Raw genomic sequence first — 19,376 nt, forward strand, 5'->3', positions numbered from 1 at the left:
AATTTTTCTTAAGCTACCTGTTTTAAATTTTTTAAAAAATGTATAGAGAGCTATTATTACTAATAGGATTATTTGGGATTAACTTTTCACCAATAGCTTATGCTCAAAAGTTGCCATTGACTGTTGAAGTTTATTCGCAATGGAATGATTTTAAAGCAATTGCTATGAGTGGCGACGGTGCTTGGGTGAGCTATGTACTAGGTAATCACACTTCAGATACACTTTATTTGCAAAAAGTAATGAACAACCAAAAACACATTTTCCCCAAATGTAAAGGGGGGATGTTTTCGTCGGATACTAGTTTTTTTGTGTTTTTGAGGAATGATAGTTTGCAATTATTTGATTTGAAAAAAGTGGAATTGCACCTGATAGGAGATTCAGTTTTGACTTATCATTTTTCAAAATATGGGAAACAATTGGTTGTTGTAAGTAATTCAGGGAGCAATAATCAGTTAACGGTGTTAAAACTAAACACTTTAGAAAGGAAAGTAATGAGTGCTGTTACTGAATTTAGCTTCAGTAAAGATAAACGTTTCATTATTGCAGTAGTTACTACGGAAAAGTCACAAAAAATTATGCTATATGATTTGGAAACTAATGAAGAGCAAGTAGTGGCTGTTTTTCCAAATTCTTCTGTATTAACTGATTTTACTTGGGATGATAAAGGTCAGCAGTTTGCTTTTTTTTTGGAAGATACTAAAAATCTCTCTTTACATTTGTATTATTATTATATAAATACAATAAAAGGTAAAAAGTCAAATTTACAAGTATTACCTATTTCGAGATTTCCGAAAAATTTTATTTTAAATCGTCAATCTCTTTATTTGACAAATGAAGGCTCTAAAGTGTTTTTTTCATTGGAGTCACTTCCTTCCAAAAGTCAAAACATTTGTGAGAGTTGTGTCCAAGTATGGCATAGTGATTCAGTTGATTTGCCGTCAGTAAAGAAAAATACTCAAGTGAATAAGCACTTGTATTGGCATTATTGGGATGTAAGAACACAGCAAGTAGGTTCAGTTGAAGACTCTAATTATGAGGATGCTATTTTAAATGGAAATGCAGAATATGCTTTATTAGTTGAAAAGAAAAGATTTGATTTGGGATTTAAAAAAAATACTTCGAATGATTTGTATTTGAAGCATTTAGAAAGACAAGAATATTTTGCTTTAGACCCTATTCGCAAAAGTTTTCCAAATACTTTAATGTTCTCACCGAAAGGAAACTTTATAGCTTATTATATACAAAAGCAATGGTGGATTTATACTATACAAACACAATTACATACTTGTGTTACTTGTTTGATTTCAACAAATTTTCATAATGAGCAATACGATAAGCCAGGTGGTTTTCCACCTGCAGCTCCAGCTTGGTGGGCTTCTGATGATAGTAGTTTATTTTTGAGTGATACTCATGATGTTTGGCAGTTTACTACAGGCGAAACTCTTTCAAAGCGAATTACAAAAGGAAAGGAGGAAGGAAAGGTTTACAGAATTTATGAATCTCCTTTGCGTACGCCACCTAAAGCTTCGTATTACGGTTTTCAAACTCGGGTTGTACCAGTTAAGAGTCAACAGTTATTATATGTGAAAGATTTATCGACTTTAGGAACTGGATTTGCACTAATGAATAGTGACTTGCAAGTGACTTCAGTACTAGAGAGAGAAAGTACTTTGCATTTGATTCAGGCTTCCGATGCTTTTGATGCTTTTTTGTTTGTTGAGCAGCATTTTAGTTTACCACCGAGGTTACTATTTGTAAATGAAATTGGAAACGTAACTGAAATCGCTCAAACCAATAAACAGCAAGCTAAATATGAATGGGGGAAATCAAAATTGATACAATACAATTCACCTAATATAAGCAAGGAATTGAAAGGGGCTTTGTTTTATCCTGAGTCGTATGATGAAAAGAAAGAATATCCCTTGCTAGTGGTTATTTATGAAAGGAAGTCGAGTGAAATTATGGAGTATGTATCACCAACTGATAAAAGTACGTGGGGATTTAACTTGAGTACATATGTCTCTGATGGTTATTTTGTGTTGTATCCGGACATTGTTTATGGTGTTGATAGTCCTGGTGCAGATGCTTTGGCTTGTGTAAAAGCAGCTGTAACATTAGTTTTGAAAGAATATTCTATCTCAAAAAATAGAATTGCATTAATGGGACATTCTTTTGGGGGTTATGAAACGGCTTATATAATGGGAAATACGAATCTATTTCGAACTGCTGTAATTGGATCACCAATGATCGATTTGACAAGTGCTTATTTGACGAGTGATGGTCACGGAAAATCGAATATGTGGCGTTTTGAGCGTGACCAAATGCGTATTACAGCTCCTTTTTACAGTGAAAGATTTTTAGCAAATTCTCCTTTGCAATATGTTCCTTCAATCACATCGCCTATATTAACTTGGACAGGAACTAAAGACTTACAATTGGATTGGCTCCATAGTGTTAAATTTCATAATGCATTATGGCGTTTAGATAAATTAAGTACACTATTGGTTTATCCTGATGAAGGTCATGTTTTGATGCAAGAATCTAATCAATTAGATTTGACTAAGCGAGTTAAGGATTGGTTTGATCATTATTTAAAAGATAAAAGTAAAACTAGTTGGATGATGTAAAAGATATTTGACAAGACTTGACTTTATAATTACCGTTAAGGAAAAACTCGGTATTAGTTTCGAAACCCTTCTTGAAAGTACTACCGGAAATGAGTTAATGCAGGTAAATGAATCAGCTCCAACCAACGAGTATGCAAAACAAGAAATTATTCCCGTGTTTGATATAGAAAAATCAGGTGGTCTAAAAAAACTATTGACGTCTACTAAAAAAAGCCGTCATAAAATTGGCTACCTCTCTTTTCCAAATGCCCCTACCTGCGATGGTGCTGTAATAGCTACCGGGGAAGGCATGTACCCGCTTATCAAAAGTGGTGATTTTTTAGCTTATAAAAAGGTGGAGGCAAACAGCAATCAGATTTTTTATGGTGAAATGTATCTTATTAGTCTCACTATTGATAATGAAGAATATGTTACTTTTAAATACCTTCAAAAATCCAACACAAACCCGGATAATGTGCTATTAGTCTCCTACAATCAGAATTTCCAAACCAAAGAAATTCCCTTTGCAAGCATAACGGCTTTGGCTCTTATCAAAGCAACGGTTACCAGTGCTTCTATGATGTAACCTTTTCCATCCGTAGTCGGTGTCAGGTTAAGACACAGGAGTGGCAAGCAGGGGGCTTAAAGTAGGGTTGAAGTACAGGCTATCTATAGTGTCCGGTGTGAATACTATATAAATTTGCATGAATTTTCAATGAAACTCTATGCGTTTCATTTATATTTTGTAGTTTTGTTTTATGAACAAGCTACAAGAATTAAAAAAACATTTACGAAGAGGTAAGGTTTACCGCCGGGCAGATTTGTCGAAGTGGTCTAAATCTGTAGACCGTCACCTTGATGAACTGGTGAGTGAAGGGACATTGCAAAAGCTTTCGCAGGGTCTTTACTTTTATCCGGAGGTTACTGCCTTTGGCGAAGCACCGCCAGAGGAAGAAGTTTTGGTGCGTTCGTTTTTGAAGGACTCTCGTTTTTTACTTACTTCGTTTAATGCTTATAATTCTCTTGGTGTTGGGACTACACAACTTTATAACCAAAAAATTATTTACAATCATAAACGTCATGGTGATTTTGATTTGGGTGGGAAAACCTTTTCTTTTAGAGTGAAACCCCATTTTCCGACTAAAGTTACTAAAGAGTTTTTGTTGGTTGATTTATTGAACAACTTGGAGCAACTTGCTGAAGACCCCAAAGACGTGGTTTCTAACGTTCGTTTTAGAGCCAAGACAATGGATCAAAAAAAGTTGAAAAAGGTGTTACTGGATTACGGGAGTAGTAAAGCCAAACGGATTTTGGAACCTATTTTGATTAGTTGATATGGCTGATTATTTGCATAAGCATTTGAATTTTGCTTCTCTTTCTTTTTAAGATCAGACACCTCATTCCAGCCCTCTTCATCCGCCTGCAGACGGAAGAAGAAGGAGAGGGAGACGTTGTGGATTTGGAGGGCGTGGTATTCTAGCGTAGCAATGAAATCCTTTTTAATTACTATATTTTGTTTGCTATCTACTACACAATGCGTAGTGTTATGCGAAAAGAATATTTACGTTTTGAAAGTTAAACGATACTAACGAGAATGGATCATGTACTTTTGCTAGATTTACTTTTATAAGTTACCCTATAATAAATTGTTCACTTTTATTTACTGTTCGCGGAAACGTGAACAAGCACAATTTGTGAACATTGAGGAATGTGTTGGATTTGGGGAATTTTTTAAATATTGAGGTTAAGATGTTTGCATACGAATTTGCTAGGCTTGTTATTGAGAGGTTTTGTGAATAGTTGAAGTGGTTGGGTAAATTTATGTTATTGTATTGGAAGGTTCCTGGATTGACATTATGTTGATGGTGCAATTTGCCAATTTGATTTGTACCGGGAAGCAATTTGTTTTTTGAGGAGTTTGGGTCGTATTAGGGTCGAAAAATTGGTTTACTCGTATTCTACTTAAAAAACATCCTGATACAATAGCTCAATCGTAACTTCTTTTTTGGTAGCTCCTTCTTCCACAATAATAGTACTCCAAAACGGTTTGTAGTTTTCTGCTAGATAGGCGAATGCTTTTTTTATTTCTTCGTGAGAACTATCGAAATCAACCCCTAAATTTTTCTCGTAGCCAATAATGCGATAAAAAATACCATTAGTCAATAATTCGTCTTGTGCATCTGCTGTATTATCGGGAGCATAGCCGAAATGTACTACTTCAGTAGATGGATCGTTTAATTTATTCAAAACATCTTGCCTCACTTGCAAAAATAATAGTTCATCCAAACTGCCGTAAGGTACTTCTATGTTTCCGGCAGCAATAGTTAGGGCAAAATCATCAAAATGGAGTTGCATAGGTAATAGGGTTAAACTTTAAAAGCAAGTAGGTCTGCACTATACGGAAAAGCAAAATCCTGTACGCTAGTCCTACCATACAACCAAGCCATTTCATCACCTTGCTTAAGCATAATCGGCATACGTTTTTTATGATTATGAATATACTCCATTTGCTTATTGGCTGCGGTAGTTACAATCGAGAAAGAATTATAATTTGTTCCTGTAGCTGGATTAAGCCAAGTTTCATAAATACCGGCAAAAGCAAATAGTTCCGATTCACTGGAAGATACGCGATACTTGTCTTTCGATTTGCCCTTTTCATCATTCCAATGCCATTCAAAAAATGCGGAAGCAATCACCAAACAGCGATTCGATGTACTATTTCTAAAACTAGGCTTTTCGTCGATTGTTTCTATTCGTGCATTCAACGTATTTTTCCTAAAGTCGATATCTTTTGACCACGAGGGTACAAGTCCCCAATGATAATTAGTAGCAATAATTTCAGGAGAAGTATTCAAAATAACCGGAACATTCAAATACTCAAACCCAACAATAAAATCAGATTGTAAAAACAAAGCAGGTTGGTCCACTTTTGCGTTAAAACGTTTTTCAACTTTTAGTAGCGGTTCGCTTTGTTCAGAGTAATAACACATATCTTTGTACTTTAAATCAAAAGTACAGAATTATGATTAAACCGGTAATCCTAAGCTTAAAATTTAAAGCTCCGTTTGAATCCGTATATGAGACGGAGGATCCAACCTATTATGATGACGGCTATTATTCAGACTACTTAAGAAAACACTTAAAGGATGCTGAAGTAGTAGCTATGATTGATTACGAAGGTGTACCTGTAAATCCAAGCGAGCCTGAACCAAATACAAGTTTAGACACAGAAAATTACTATGTTGATTTGCTTGTTTACAACTATAAAAATCTAACAAAAGAGGAATTATTTAGAGAACAATTACATTATATGTATGAAACTAGTTCAAATATGGATGTACAGTGTGAATACATTTGTCGTGTTGCCAACTGTCATTTTATAATGTTGGGATTAGATTCCTTTTACGATCAACAGTTTCATGATGACTTGTTACGATTTATACCGGTATTTTCTTTTGAAACGGCAATTGAGCCTAATTTAATAAATGAAAATTTAGAAGTAATGCGATCCAAGGTCATCAAATTAATGGAATCAGGAAAAGCAAAATATGTATACCTCTATGAAGTTGATAAGGATGAGCCCTTTAATGAAATGTGGGATACGAAAGAATTTGTAACTTACATCGCTTTCTATTTTAAAGAAAGACATCATTTGAATCTTTTATCACAAATTGAAGTTTATGAAAAATGTCTGGAAAAGATTAAGAATGATGATGTGGAGCTCTTCGGCACCTACTTAAATGGTGACACTATTCAAATTTGCTTTATTTAATGGTACATCATAAAGTCATTTCAAAGTAAAAATTATACAAATCTCAAAAAACATAAAATTCATAGCCTCCTTTCATCACCCCATTCTCTCCTTAATCTCCATTACATCCCCCTGCAATTTCCTTATAATCCCCTCCAAACTATCTGCAGAAAAATGTTCCGGTTTAAAGTTTTCTCTTTCAAGACTTCCTGCATATTCCCATATTTCAGCAATTTCAGAAAATTTGACTTCATACGGTTTATAGAAAGTGTTGTCGGAATTTAATGTGAAAGTGTTTTTTCCGTTTTTATTTAATCGCTTATAGACCATTTCATTGTTGGTCGTAATCACGATATAGGTTTTGCCGTCTACCACGTCGCCCAATTTTTCCACATATTTCGCGATGATGTACGACTTACTGTTATGCGGCGGCATGGAATCACCATCCACGGGAAAGGTGCGGTACTTTTCGTTTTTATTGAGCCAAGGAAGGGAAATGTGATCGAGTTGTGACATAAACGTAAAATCGGCATAACCGCCTGAGGCATAACCGGCTTTGGCTTTGTGGGTGATAATTTCCACCAAGTTCTGTCCCTCGTTGTTCACGGTTATGGGTAACACAATGCGGTTGTCTTCCAATTGTAGTAAGTTATCAATGGGTGTTTTTCGTAAATCGACGGTTAACAATAAATCGATACTGATGTGGTAATACCTCGAAATAATGAGTAAGGTTTCTGCGGGTGGCGTATTTTTTCCGTATTCATATTTCTTGTAGCGATCAAGCGGTAATTTCATACCGTCGGCAGCTTCTTGTTGGGACAAGTTTCGTTTACTTCTCAACCATTTTAAATTGTCTGCAATATACAACATATGTTAAAGGGATTTTAAGTCACTACAAAAATACTAAATAAAGGGATTAAACGTCCTAATTTTGTAAACTAATTTCAATTCCAAAAATTTAGAACACTATGTCACGAGCGATTGTACATATGGATTTAGACACTTTTTTTGTCTCTTGCGTCCGATTAGAAAACCCACAATTGATTGGGATTCCTCTAATAGTGGGCGGCGGCGAAAGGGGCGTGGTGGCATCTTGTTCGTATGAAGCACGCTATTTTGGGGTGCGTTCTGCTATGCCTATTCGAATGGCGATGCAATTGTGTCCGCAAGCCAAAATTGTAAAAGGGGATATGGAATTGTTTTCCAAAAAATCGCATGAGGTTACCCAAATTATTGAAGAGCATTCCCCATTGGTTGAAAAAGCAAGCATTGATGAATTTTACCTCGATATTACCGGAATGGATAAATTTTACGGTTGCTATAAATGGACCAATGAATTAACACAAACCATCACCAAAGAAACCGGATTGCCCATCAGTTTTGCGTTATCCGTTAACAAAACCGTCTCTAAAATTGCTACCGGAGAAGGCAAACCCAAAGGCAATTTGGAAATTTCGGAAAGCATGGTCAAGCCGTTTTTGAATCCGTTATCCATTCGTAAAATACCAATGTTGGGAGAAGTGACTTTTAATCTGCTTTCAAGATTGGGCATCCGAAACATAGAAAAATTAGCGGAAACGCCTGCTGAAGTGTTGCAAAGTATGATTGGCAAAAACGGATTAGAAATCTGGAAAAAAGCCAATGGCATTGATAATGCACCGGTGGAACCTTACCGAGAAAGAAAATCACTTTCGACGGAGCATACCTATTTGCAAGATACAATTGACATAAAAAAAGTAGAATCTCTGATTTTGGGTATGGTGGAAAAATTAGCTTATCAGGCTCGTAAGGAACAATGGTTGGTTTCGACATTAGTGATTAAAATACGTTATGCCAATTTTGATACGGAGAATTTGCAACGAAAGATAGCCTATACTTCGTGCGATCATATTTTAAGTAAAATAGCTCTTGAATTGTTCAACAAACTTTACAACCGACGTATGCGAATTCGGTTGGTTGGGGTATCGTTTGCCGGTTTGGTTCGTGGTACTTATCAAATCAATATGTTTGAAGACACCGAAGAAATGATTGCCTTGTATCAGGCGATGGACAAAATCAAAAACCGTTTTGGCTATGATGCTGTAACCCGTTGTGGTGGAAGAAACATTACCTCCAAAGCAGGAAATATCGTTAGCAATCCCAGAAGTCAATCAGTAGTACCTAACTCCATAAACCCTGAATAATGTATCTCAATTGCCATTCCTTTCATTCGCTACGTTACGGCACGATTCCGCTACAGGATTTAGTGGAACAGGCAGTATTGTTTGGTGTGACGGCTATGGCATTGACCGATATTAATACCGTTACGGGTATTTACGATTTTTATAAAGCGTGCAAAGCTGTAAACATAAAGCCATTGGTTGGTATTGACTTTCGCAATGAGGGCAAGCAATTGTATATTGGTTTAGCCAAAAATCGAAAAGGCATCGCTGAAATGAACCGTTTATTGACCAAGCATAATTTTGAAAATACACCGCTTCCCACTCAAGCACCTAATTTTGAAAATACGATTATCCTATATCCGTTTGATAACATCCCGGAATCGTTGAATGATAATGAATTTATTGGCATAGCACCGGAGCAACTACCCAAGTTGTATAATTATGTTTGGAAACGCAAGATGGATAAAATGGTGATTTTGCAAACGGTGACGTATCGGACCAAAAAAGAATATAATCTGCATAAGATACTTCGAGCCATTGACCTTAATATTTTAGGCTCAAAACTTACTGACACCGATTATTGCAAAGTTTCGCACGTTATGATTCCGATGGAAAAACTGATTGAAAAGTATAGTGATTATCCGCAAATTATAGAAAACACAAAATCTATACTTGAAGTTTGTCATTTTGACTATGATTTTAATACACCAAAAAATAAGAAACATTATACGACCAATCAAAAAGACGATAGTGCCTTATTGACTAAACTAGCCTATGAAGGGATGATTCGGCGGTATGGTTCAAACAATCCTGAAGCCAAAGCCAGAGTGGAAAAAGAATTAAAAGTCATCAATGAATTGGAATTTAGCGGTTATTTTCTCATTACTTGGGATATTGTGCGATACAGCATCAGTCAAGGGTTTTTGCACATCGGGCGTGGGAGTGGAGCCAACAGCATCATTGCTTATTGTTTGGATATTACCAACATTTGTCCGTTGGAACTCGACTTATATTTTGAGCGTTTTTTGAATGTGAATCGAAAGTCACCTCCTGATTTTGATATTGACTGGTCGTGGCGGGAAAGGGATACTATCTTAGACTACATTTTTACAAAATATGGTACAGATCATGTGGCTTTTTGTGGGACGAATGTAGAATTTAAGTACCGTTCCATTTTCCGTGAAGTAGGGAAGGTATTTGGTTTACCGAAAGAAGAGTTGGATGAATTAGCCAAAAACCCCATGAAAACCCATCATAAAAATGAAGTGGTAAAAATGGTGCAAGATTACGGTATGTTACTTGAAAAATATCCTAACCAACGCAGTATGCATTCCTGTGGAATAATTATTTCAGAAGAACCAATTACCAATTTTACAGCATTGGAAATGCCTCCCAAAGGCTATCCCATCGTGCAGTTTGATATGCATGTAGCCGAAGACATCGGGTTTGATAAATTTGATATTTTAAGTCAGCGTGGCATCGGGCATATCGATGATACAGTAAAACTGATTAAGCAAAATCAAGGCATTGAAGTAGATATCCGTGACACTTCGTTATCCAAAGATGAGAAAATCTGTAATCAACTATTGAGTGAAGGCAAAACCATTGGCTGTTTTTATATCGAAAGTCCTGCGATGCGGGGATTACTTCGACGATTAAAATGTGATACTTATAAAGTACTGGTGGCTGCTTCCTCCATTATCCGACCGGGAGTTGCCCAATCGGGGATGATGAAAGAGTATATTTTTAGGCACAATTATCCTGATCGTTTTGACTACTTTCATGAGGTGTTTAAAGAACAATTAGGTGAAACCTATGGCATTATGGTGTATCAAGAAGATGTAATCAAAATTGCCTTGCATTATGGCGGACTTCCCGCAGCTGATGGTGATATCCTTCGTCGTGCGATGAGTGGAAAAGGACGTTCTAAAGCCGCTTTACAAAAAGTAAAAGACAACTTCTTTACTTCCTGTAAAAAACAAGGGCATCCCGAACAGTTGAGTCAGGAGATTTATCGCCAAATAGAATCGTTTGCCGGTTATTCCTTTTGCAAAGCCCATTCGGCGTCGTATGCGGTGGAAAGTTATCAGAGTTTGTATTTGAAAACCTATTATCCTATTGAGTTTATGACCGCTGTTATTAATAATTTTGGAGGTTTTTACAGAACGGAAGTGTATGTGCATGAAGCACGAATGTCCGGTGCTAAAATCCATAATCCTTGTATTAATAGAAGTGCCTATCAAACCACGGTGTATGGAAAAAATGTGTACTTAGGTTTTCAGCATTTAAAAAGCTTGGATGTAAAAACAGCCGAACTCATGGTAACTGAACGACAAGAAAACGGGAAGTATGCCTCCTTAGAAGATTTTATCAATCGGGTTCCCATTGGCATTGAAGGCATTCAAATCTTGATTTTTATTGGAGCCTTTCGATTTACGGGAAAACCGAAAAATGAACTACTCATTCTGGCACGATTGATTCTCATCAACTTTAAACCGGAGCACCGTCACCTGACGTTATTACAAGAACCGGTGAAAGAATATAAATTACCTGTTATTGAGCGTTCTCCATTTGAAGATGCGTTTGATGAAATTGAACTGTTGGATTTTCCGGTTTCGGTCACTCCTTTTAATTTATTACAGACTAACTACCGTGGAGACGTAATGGCACGGGATTTGACCAAACATCACAAGAAAACCGTTCGGATGTTGGCGTATTTAATTTCCCGAAAACAAGTTCCAACCAAACGAGGCGATATGTATTTTGGCACTTGGATCGATGCGGAAGGCGAATTTTTTGATACGGCACATTTTGCTGATTGCCTTCAAAAGTATCCTTTTAAAGGAGGAGGATGTTATTTGTTGCTCGGTCAAGTGGAGGTGGATTATCATTTTCCTACTATTACCATTTCAAAAATGGAAAAAATGCCATTTATTCCTGATCCCCGTTATTCCGCTACGGATGAAAAACGTTTTCAAACACAGCAACAAATTCGCGAAGATGTGAGTATGACGCACCGAGCACCGTATCCACAGGAACATGAAATTAATTTGCCACGGCAAAAGATGAAGCAGGACTAAACAATGAAAAAACAAGAATTTGCCATAGTAGATATCGAAACCACCGGTGGTTATGCCGGTGGCAGTCGCATTACAGAAATTGCCATTCGAATTCACGATGGTGTCAGTGTCATTGAAAGTTGGGAATCATTGGTAAATCCGCAACAACATATTCCGCCTGCTATTTTTGCTTTAACCGGTATAGATAATGAAATGGTCAAAGATGCACCTATTTTTGATGCCATTTCAGAAACGGTTTTAGAACTACTCACGGATCGAATTTTTGTGGCTCATAACGTCAACTTCGACTATTCGTTTGTTCGCCATCAATTAGAAGAGGCCGGGTTTAAGTGGACGGCTAAGAAATTGTGTACGGTACGAGCGGCACGAAAAATAAAACCCGGGTTGCCTTCGTATAGCTTGGGTAAACTTTGTCATTCGCTCGACATTCCGTTACTTAATGCACACCGTGCCGGAGGTGATGCTGATGCTACGGCGATATTATTTTCACAATTAGTAGCCTGGGATAGTGAAGGTGAAATTTCAAAAATGATAAAGAAGACGGCGGTAGACCAGCGATTACCACCCAATTTACCACCTACCGACTTTGAACAATTACCTGAAAAGCCGGGGATTTATTATTTCTATAACATTGATAAAAAGGTGATTTATGTGGGGAAGGCCGTCAATATAAAAAAACGGGTGGCTTCGCATTTTAGTGGCCACACTATTTCGCCGCAACGACAACATTTTATGCGGGATATTTATAGTATTTCGTTTGAAGTTTGTGCTACCGAGTTAATGGCGTTGGTTTTGGAATGTACTGAAATAAAGAAATTATGGCCTATGTACAACAAGGCCCTTAAACGTTTTGAACCTAAATTTGGATTGTATAGCTACGAAGCCCGCAACGGTTACTGTTATTTAGCCGTTGGCAAATTACCTAAATTTCATTCCTGTATTGAAACCTTCAGCAATCTATATGATGGCATCAACGTACTTCGGAAATTGGCAACTCAGTTTGAAATCGATCATCGTTTTTGTAATTACGGTGCGATTAATGATGGCGAGGTTCATTCCAAATTCAGCACTACTGATTTACCTGAATTAGAAACTCACAATGCCCAAATTGAAAATGCTTTGGAATTTTTAGTCAGCAACCGACCCACTTTTGCTATTATTGACAAAGGTCGCACGAACGAAGAGCGAAGCTGTATATGGGTGGAAAAAGGGCACTTTTACGGCATGGGATATATCAGTGCTGAGGTGGGAGTAACCGAATTAGCTGAGGTAAAAGGGTATGTGATGCAGTATAAAAGTAATAGTTATATCATGCAGTTGCTTTATGGATATGCAGAGAAATATCCGGGGAAAGTGCGGCGAGTTACTGACTACAGTGAAGCGTAATAACAATAATTATTAGTATACCGCTGTTTACATAAATAATTTAAAATAATGTCTTTATAGTTTACAACACCAATATAAAATTTATCTGCAATTATTGTGATGCAATTTCATTGAATGGATTTTCAAAGTTTAAAAAATGAACCGGTTGGGATTGTTTTTGCGGGTAGGTTTTGGTTAATTGGGTTTTAGGAGGTATTAACCAAAGATCAGATGGGCAATCTGATCGTATTTAATTCCGGTGTAGTTACAGAATTCGTCAATGGTGAGGAATTCTTTGTCGAGTTTGCCGTACTCATCTTTGATTTTCCGCATTAACCGAGTGCTTTGCCGGTAGCTTTTACCGGTGATAAGCTGAATGTCTTTCGGGTAGATGCAGACTCTTTTTGGTCCGGGTTTCATCTTTTTTTTGCGTATCCGATTGTTTTTGATAATGGAGTGTATTCGATTTCATTTACTACTGTTCTGTTTTTTTCTCTCGCAAAGATTCTGTGTTGATTTCCTAAAAAATCTTAATTTTATTTTTATCAGGCTTGTTGTTTTATATTTTTATATGATTAAATTTGTATTCTAAGTCAGCCATTGAGCTAGACTGTATAGCGTGCTTATGCCTTTTGTGCTAGCACGCTATTTTTTGATTCATAATCCCGATCATATACTGTTTTATTTTTGTAAATAACGTAAACCAGTTCCAATAATTTTCTCTGAACCGCTACGCATCCTTTCATTTTATTCCGTGTTTTGCTACAATTCTTGCGTACTGATTTCGAAAGTTCTCGTCCCATTTTATAGTGCTAAGTGCCGGTAAATGGAGGCAGCTTCTTAAATGTCGATTTCCTTTTTTGGATATTGATGGTTTACCTTTTACGGAGGTTCCCGATAGTTTTTCTTTTACATCTAATCCAGCATAACTTGCCAGTTGCTTTTTACTTCGTATTAGCTCAAATCCATTGGTCTCTCCAATTATTGTTGCTGCTGTCAATATTGATATCCCTGGAATTGTACAAATGTTATTTATATCTACCATAAGCTCTTTGTTTTCTTTTACACTAATTTCAATCTCATTTTTAATTTCTTTTTCAAGGGTGTTTAAGAACATTATTCTTCTTTTTAAACGTTCAATACTTGAAAAATGAGGCATTGCTTCTGTTTCTTCAGCATGTAATTGATTTTTTACTATTGTTCTCTCATCTGTTATTTGACGACGTTCACGAGTGAGTTGTTTTAATAATCTATAAATTTCTTTTGGCTTTTTCCAATTGTCTAATTTTCTTTCCAATCCAAATCTGGCAATTCCTTCTGAACACGTTTTATCTGTGATTGTTTTGGTGTCTAAAGTTCTCATGTAATTACTGATTTTATTAGGCAAAACAATACTTATATCTTCTTCTTTTTCATCAAGATAATAGGCAAACTTTTGATGATAAACACCCGTGGCTTCCATAACATATCGAACTTTAATCTCTTTATCTGTGAGCTTATTTACCCATTCTGTAAGTTTTAAAAACCCTTTTTCGGTATTTTTAAAAATATTATAAGCGTACAATTCGATTGTTAAATCATCATGCATTCTTCCTAAAGTAACCACTAATTCTTTTTGTGCCACATCAATTCCTAATACTTGTTTCAATAGTTTCATAACTTCTTAATTTTAAATATGTTATTATAAAGTGATGAATCTCCCTTCGTCTTTTCTCCTGGTTGGATATTCTGGATAATACGACATGCGTAGTTCCTTACATTCTGTTCAGACTCTAAAAGATAAAAAAGAATGAGGTCATATCTTTGCGTCAATGTACTTCTTGAGTCATTTAGTCGCGAATCGACTCTCACTCTCTTTCACTTTATAAATCCAAATATATATATCTTTGAAACAAGATTTTATAACTATGCAAACATAGGAGTCGCTAAGACTAGGGTTCGCTATGGTTCACGCATTAGAAACGCAAAGATATGGCGTTCGCTTAGGTTTCTCGCGAGGTCAAAGTATACTTTTTTTTCTCTCGCAAAGCCGCAAAGCCGCAATGATATGGCGTTCGCTTATGTTTCTCGCAAAGTCGCAGTGACTAGCATTCTCTAGGTTTACGCATAGGAGACGCAAAGGCATAGCTTTCGCTATGGATTACTGAACGTAGCAAGTTTTAAATTTAAGAACGTTTACTGTGTTTCTTTTCTAGAGGTTCAGCTCTGTGAAATCGAAATTTATCCTTATCTCAACATTGGATAACTATTATACGGGTGCAATTTACAACTTTTTTCTTACGAAAATACTAGGACACCCCTGTCACTTTGTGTCGTATTGTGTCGTATTAGGACATCCGGTACACTGCCTTTTTGTATTGCGGGTACTTCTCTGCTGAACTTTGTCTCAGTCTTTTAGAGATACGTTGCAACGAAAAATAAAAAAGACCGAGTTTTTAAAACAAAGTTTCATTTAAAATTTTAAGATCATGGCCAGACAAAAAGGCATTATCAAGTTGAAAGGTACTATCGGAGATATTACTTTTTTAAAGACCCAAGATGGGTATATAGCGAAGGAGCGTACTTCGCTGGACGGTAACAGAATTAAAAACGATGCTGCTTTTCAGCGTACTCGGGAGAACAATTCTGAATTTGGACGAGGCGGCAAGGCCGGGCGTAAGTTGCGAACAGCTATTCGTCCGTTGTTATTGAGTGCTTCCGATTCCAGAATGGTGAGTAGGCTCACACAAAGTATGATTCAAGTGTTGCAGACCGACACGATTAGCGACCGAGGTATGCGTGATGTTATCAATGGTGATTTAGGACTACTTACCGGTTTTGAGTTTAACCTTAAAGGTAAGTTAAGCGGTAGTTTGTTTGTCCCTTTTGAGGGTGTAATAGACCGAGTAGCCGGAACGTTATCGGTGGATATCGCTTCCTTTGTACCTTCGCAAATGCTAGCAGTACCACAAGGTACGACTCATTTCAAGATTGTCTCCGGTGGGGTTGATTTAGATTTTGAGACCGGTGTATTTGTTACGGAAACGTCGGAGACTGCGATTTTACCGTGGGATATTACACCTACTGCAGTAATTAATCACGTGAATAGTGTGCCCGCTAACAGTGCTCATCCGTTGTTTTTGGTTTTGGGTATTGTCTTCTACCAAGAAGTTAACGGCAGTATGTATCCGTTGAAAAATGGTGCGTTTAATCCGTTGTCGATTGTAGGAGTTGACACTCTTTAATTGATGGATTTAGTACTGGAACGTATTTACTTCCCTGAGGGTACTAATGGGATGCTAACCGTCAATGGTACGCTTATATGCTACACTATTGAGTTGCCTGACCAAGGCAATCAACGCGGTATTTCCTGTGTGCCTGAGGGGAAGTATTTACTACGGAGGCGTTATAGTACGCGATTTCAGCATCATTTGGAACTGGTAGATGTTCCGGAAAGGAATTTTATTTTGATTCATTCCGCCAATGATGCCTTGCGAGAATTGCGTGGTTGTATTGCACCTGTGACCACACTCACAGCACCGGGCAATGGCGTTCAATTCCGAAAAGCTTTTGAAAAGCTCATGGAGTATGTAGGACTTGCTATGGATTCGGGCGTATTGGTTTATTTAGAAATCACCACTTAAAATTAGAATTTATGAATAAGATTGTAGAGCGAGCTTCGGCTCCGACCCCCAAGTTTTTTAGAGTTCTTCGCACGGTCGGTTTTGCTTTAGCGGCCGTTGGCGGTGCGATTTTAACTGCTCCCATTGCCTTACCTGCTGCATTGGTTACGATAGGCGGTTATATGGTTGTTGGCGGCGGTGTAGCCTCAGCGGTTAGTCAGTTGACTATTTCTGATGATGCATCAGACGAGTAGTCCGCTGTTTATGGGCACAGCAGGTGGTACACTATTCAGTGTGATTCCCTTATTGAGCCGCAGTGATTTGTTACAGACGGCTGTCTTGGCAGCTGTTGGAGCTGTTGTCAGTTTTGGGGTTTCTTTATTGTTGAAGTACCTGTGTCGCAAGCGATGTAGGAGGACGCGAGAGCGTTGAAGGAAAGCCGGGTGAAAGCCCGGTTTTTTTTTTGGAGGCAAGAGGCAAGAGGCAGGAGGCAAGAGGCAGGAGGCAAAAGGCAAGAGGCAAGAGGCAGGTGGCAATACATCAGATTTTAGGTAGTCCTGAGATGCTATTGTCTCACAATATCTATGATGAACTGAGGTAGCTTGTTGTTAAAAATGTTGGAGGAACTGATGTCTCTACCTTCAATGGTCTACAGAAAGTAAACCACAAGTATAACCCCCGATAATTATGGTTTTGCCAAATTAAATTTTTTCTATCTTTGAAAGATGAGTAGAAAATACAAATTTGGAGAAGCAACCTGAATTTTTTTCATATTCACTAAATTCGAAATATATCAGTGCTAGAAATCACGGGAATGATGATCAAACTATTTTAGGATTAAGTTAAATATGTAAACTTATTTTAGGAGGAGACAGCATAACACTTCCTGTTTTTTCAATACGAATCATAACGATGTAAATTATTCAAAATTCATTACATTAACAATCGGATTATCTGCTTTTTCTATAATAAAAATTGGAACTGTATATTTGCTGCGAAGTCAGAGACATTTCTTTAGATTTGTTTAAGTGAGTTATTAAATTAGAAGCTGTACTAGATAAAAAATTGTCACTAAAAATAGTAACTAGGCAATCTATAAATTTTTATCTTTATCCTTTGCTAAAATAAGCTTTGATGAAAATTTCTTTACTGAAACAATACTTGCGTTTGTCACTGTTTTTGCTCTATTTCACTACTGTACATGAGACTATTGCACAAGATTCTATTGTTTGTCATGCGTTATTAAAAAAAGGTGTAGATGATATGATGAATGTACGCTACGCATCTGCCCTTGAAAACTTATCAAAATCCAAAGCGTTAGCTCAATCCGCAAAATTATCAAATCCCCTATTTTTAGCCACCAATAATTTGGGGTTAACCTATTTTAAAATGATGGATTATGGCCAGGCACTTACCTATTATTTGGAGGCCTATGAACTTGCGATAGCTCAAAAGAATCCGGTAAATGAAATGACGGTACTCAATAATATTGCTATTGTTTACATCAAAGAAAAGAAATTGGAACAAGCAGAATCCTATTTCTTGAAGTCCTTTGCAATTGCAAAAGAACAAAAGTTGGATACCCGTATTGGTTATTATGCCACCAATTTGGCTCAACTGAATTTAGAAATGAATAATTTGGCGAAGGCAACAACTTATATTGCTACCGCTGTTCCCAAGCTACAATCAGAGCCTCGTATTTTAATGAGTGCTTTGCTTGTTCAAAACGCCATTTTATTGGAAAAGGGTTTTTCAAAAGAAGTTTTAAAGAACGGACTTCCGTTACTGGAAAAAGCTCAAAAAAGCAATTTTGCGGAAGAACAGACCGAATTACTTCTTTTGATAGCAAAGGCTTATTTCAAGGATCGTCAGTTTGACAAAGCCATGCACTATGTTGAACGCGGGCTTTCTTCTACACAACATCATGAAGTGAAAATTCAACTTTTTGAACTTCATTCGCAAATCGCCTTTCAATTGCAGCTTCTTGAAAAATCACTAGCTTCAAAGGATTCCATTATCCAATTAACCCAACTACTCAGTGATACCAAAAACAGTGAATTACTTGAAAACACTACCCTGCGTTTTGAGCTCTCCGAATCAAAGTATGCTTTAGCTATTTCAAAAGCCCAATCCGAAAACCAACGAAAGGTCTATTTACTATCTATTATTTTATTGTTTTTGCTCCTCTTTATCTTACTTGTTGTGTTTTATAAACGAAATCAATTGACTAAGCAAAAGCGAATTATTGAAGCCAATACATTACAAATTAAGCATTTGGAACTTGAAAAAGAAAAGAATCAACGAAAGCTTTTGGAACATGAAGTTGAATTGAAAAATAAAATGATTTCGGACAAGGTACTTTTTCAATCGACGCGAAATGAATTGATTGAATCCCTTATTCAAACCATTACCCGAGCTACTAACTTTACAAGTGATGTCACATTACTACAATCTGTCAAAGAATTAAAGAGTCATTTAAAGGAGGATGTGAAATGGGAAGATTTTACTGCCCATTTTGAGCATGTCAATACTGATTTTATCCATGCATTAAAGCTAAAGCATCCGGATTTAAACGCCAATGATATTCGGTTTTTGTCTTTTATCTATTTGAATATCAGTCTGAAGGAAATTGCTTCTTTGTTACATATTTCACCAGAGAGTTGTAGAAAAAGAAAAGAGCGACTTATTAAAAAGTTGGGTATTGGGATTACTACACCTCTTTATACTTACTTGACTCAGGTGGCTAAAACCAAGTAATGTCACAAAATGTCACGCTCGATGTCACGTCTTGTAGCATTATTTTAACCTTA

Annotated in this window: 16 protein-coding genes; 11 read left to right on the top strand and 5 right to left on the bottom strand. The window is 36.8% G+C overall.

Going from position 1 to position 19,376, the window contains the following annotated elements:
- Positions 1-38: 38 nt before the first annotated feature.
- From B3L86_RS08590 to B3L86_RS08600, 3 genes are all read left to right on the top strand, one after another.
- A complete protein-coding gene (locus B3L86_RS08590) occupies positions 39-2,627 on the top strand; it encodes a S9 family peptidase (protein ID WP_291117702.1) in 2,589 nt (862 codons plus the stop codon).
- A gap of 7 nt (positions 2,628-2,634) precedes the next feature.
- On the top strand, positions 2,635-3,192 hold the full coding sequence (locus B3L86_RS08595) for a S24 family peptidase (RefSeq protein WP_291117705.1): 558 nt from the start codon (positions 2,635-2,637) through the stop codon (positions 3,190-3,192).
- A gap of 172 nt (positions 3,193-3,364) precedes the next feature.
- Positions 3,365-3,940, top strand: a complete 576-nt coding sequence (locus B3L86_RS08600) for a hypothetical protein (protein ID WP_291117707.1) — start codon at positions 3,365-3,367, stop codon at positions 3,938-3,940.
- 628 nt (positions 3,941-4,568) lie between these two features.
- Here B3L86_RS08600 and B3L86_RS08605 read toward each other — a convergent pair.
- Positions 4,569-4,961, bottom strand: coding sequence for a hypothetical protein (locus tag B3L86_RS08605; protein WP_291117709.1), 393 nt, complete (start codon positions 4,959-4,961; stop codon positions 4,569-4,571).
- A gap of 11 nt (positions 4,962-4,972) precedes the next feature.
- A complete protein-coding gene (locus tag B3L86_RS08610) occupies positions 4,973-5,596 on the bottom strand; it encodes an SOS response-associated peptidase (RefSeq protein ID WP_291117712.1) in 624 nt (207 codons plus the stop codon).
- Between the two features lie 32 nt (positions 5,597-5,628).
- On the opposite strand from B3L86_RS08610, the gene B3L86_RS08615 reads away from it, so the two are divergent.
- Positions 5,629-6,378, top strand: coding sequence for a hypothetical protein (locus B3L86_RS08615; RefSeq protein WP_291117715.1), 750 nt, complete (start codon positions 5,629-5,631; stop codon positions 6,376-6,378).
- Between the two features lie 75 nt (positions 6,379-6,453).
- On the opposite strand, the gene B3L86_RS08620 is transcribed toward B3L86_RS08615, so the two are convergent.
- On the bottom strand, positions 6,454-7,227 hold the full coding sequence (locus B3L86_RS08620; protein ID WP_291117718.1) for an XRE family transcriptional regulator: 774 nt from the start codon (positions 7,225-7,227) through the stop codon (positions 6,454-6,456).
- 98 nt (positions 7,228-7,325) lie between these two features.
- Here B3L86_RS08620 and dinB point away from each other — a divergent pair, with 98 nt between their 5' ends.
- Genes dinB through B3L86_RS08635 form a run of 3 tightly spaced genes read left to right on the top strand, consistent with a single transcriptional unit; the run spans position 7,326 to position 12,985 of the window.
- Complete coding sequence (gene dinB, locus B3L86_RS08625; protein ID WP_291117721.1) at positions 7,326-8,540, top strand: DNA polymerase IV; 1,215 nt, start codon at positions 7,326-7,328, stop codon at positions 8,538-8,540.
- Positions 8,540-11,599: a DNA polymerase III subunit alpha gene (locus B3L86_RS08630; RefSeq protein ID WP_291117723.1), complete on the top strand. Its 3,060-nt coding sequence runs from the start codon at positions 8,540-8,542 to the stop codon at positions 11,597-11,599. The genes dinB and B3L86_RS08630 overlap by 1 nt, the downstream gene beginning before the upstream one ends.
- Before the next feature lie 3 nt (positions 11,600-11,602).
- Positions 11,603-12,985, top strand: coding sequence for an exonuclease domain-containing protein (locus tag B3L86_RS08635; RefSeq protein WP_291117726.1), 1,383 nt, complete (start codon positions 11,603-11,605; stop codon positions 12,983-12,985).
- 195 nt (positions 12,986-13,180) lie between these two features.
- On the opposite strand, the gene B3L86_RS08640 is transcribed toward B3L86_RS08635, so the two are convergent.
- Positions 13,181-13,384 carry a hypothetical protein gene (locus B3L86_RS08640; RefSeq protein WP_291117729.1) on the bottom strand — a complete coding sequence of 68 codons (204 nt, stop codon included), beginning with the start codon at positions 13,382-13,384 and terminating at the stop codon, positions 13,181-13,183.
- A 322-nt stretch (positions 13,385-13,706) separates the two neighbouring features.
- Positions 13,707-14,621, bottom strand: a complete 915-nt coding sequence (locus B3L86_RS08645) for an IS110 family transposase (RefSeq protein WP_291117732.1) — start codon at positions 14,619-14,621, stop codon at positions 13,707-13,709.
- A gap of 1,003 nt (positions 14,622-15,624) precedes the next feature.
- Between B3L86_RS08645 and B3L86_RS08650 the strand changes: the two genes are divergently transcribed.
- From B3L86_RS08650 to B3L86_RS08665, 4 genes are all read left to right on the top strand, one after another.
- Positions 15,625-16,188 carry a hypothetical protein gene (locus tag B3L86_RS08650; RefSeq protein WP_349679487.1) on the top strand — a complete coding sequence of 188 codons (564 nt, stop codon included), beginning with the start codon at positions 15,625-15,627 and terminating at the stop codon, positions 16,186-16,188.
- Between the two features lie 3 nt (positions 16,189-16,191).
- Positions 16,192-16,587 carry a DUF5675 family protein gene (locus B3L86_RS08655; protein ID WP_291117738.1) on the top strand — a complete coding sequence of 132 codons (396 nt, stop codon included), beginning with the start codon at positions 16,192-16,194 and terminating at the stop codon, positions 16,585-16,587.
- An 11-nt stretch (positions 16,588-16,598) separates the two neighbouring features.
- The gene (locus tag B3L86_RS08660; protein ID WP_291117742.1) at positions 16,599-16,820 is read left to right on the top strand and encodes a hypothetical protein; all 222 of its coding nucleotides are present in this window, start codon (positions 16,599-16,601) and stop codon (positions 16,818-16,820) included.
- An 880-nt stretch (positions 16,821-17,700) separates the two neighbouring features.
- Complete coding sequence (locus tag B3L86_RS08665) at positions 17,701-19,323, top strand: tetratricopeptide repeat protein (RefSeq protein WP_291117745.1); 1,623 nt, start codon at positions 17,701-17,703, stop codon at positions 19,321-19,323.
- Positions 19,324-19,376 lie beyond the last annotated feature (53 nt).

The sequence above is a fragment of the Flavobacterium sp. UBA6135 genome, from assembly GCF_002428305.1.
Lineage (GTDB): Bacteria > Bacteroidota > Bacteroidia > Flavobacteriales > Flavobacteriaceae > Flavobacterium.

Coding starts and splice junctions, on each gene's coding strand:
- B3L86_RS08590 (WP_291117702.1), top strand. CDS start 39: ATGTATAGAGAGCTATTATTACTAATAGGATTATTTGGGATTAACTTT.
- B3L86_RS08600 (WP_291117707.1), top strand. CDS start 3,365: ATGAACAAGCTACAAGAATTAAAAAAACATTTACGAAGAGGTAAGGTT.
- B3L86_RS08605 (WP_291117709.1), bottom strand. CDS start 4,961: ATGCAACTCCATTTTGATGATTTTGCCCTAACTATTGCTGCCGGAAAC.
- B3L86_RS08610 (WP_291117712.1), bottom strand. CDS start 5,596: ATGTGTTATTACTCTGAACAAAGCGAACCGCTACTAAAAGTTGAAAAA.
- B3L86_RS08615 (WP_291117715.1), top strand. CDS start 5,629: ATGATTAAACCGGTAATCCTAAGCTTAAAATTTAAAGCTCCGTTTGAA.
- B3L86_RS08620 (WP_291117718.1), bottom strand. CDS start 7,227: ATGTTGTATATTGCAGACAATTTAAAATGGTTGAGAAGTAAACGAAAC.
- dinB (WP_291117721.1), top strand. CDS start 7,326: ATGTCACGAGCGATTGTACATATGGATTTAGACACTTTTTTTGTCTCT.
- B3L86_RS08630 (WP_291117723.1), top strand. CDS start 8,540: ATGTATCTCAATTGCCATTCCTTTCATTCGCTACGTTACGGCACGATT.
- B3L86_RS08635 (WP_291117726.1), top strand. CDS start 11,603: ATGAAAAAACAAGAATTTGCCATAGTAGATATCGAAACCACCGGTGGT.
- B3L86_RS08640 (WP_291117729.1), bottom strand. CDS start 13,384: ATGAAACCCGGACCAAAAAGAGTCTGCATCTACCCGAAAGACATTCAG.
- B3L86_RS08645 (WP_291117732.1), bottom strand. CDS start 14,621: ATGAAACTATTGAAACAAGTATTAGGAATTGATGTGGCACAAAAAGAA.
- B3L86_RS08655 (WP_291117738.1), top strand. CDS start 16,192: ATGGATTTAGTACTGGAACGTATTTACTTCCCTGAGGGTACTAATGGG.
- B3L86_RS08660 (WP_291117742.1), top strand. CDS start 16,599: ATGAATAAGATTGTAGAGCGAGCTTCGGCTCCGACCCCCAAGTTTTTT.
- B3L86_RS08665 (WP_291117745.1), top strand. CDS start 17,701: ATGAAAATTTCTTTACTGAAACAATACTTGCGTTTGTCACTGTTTTTG.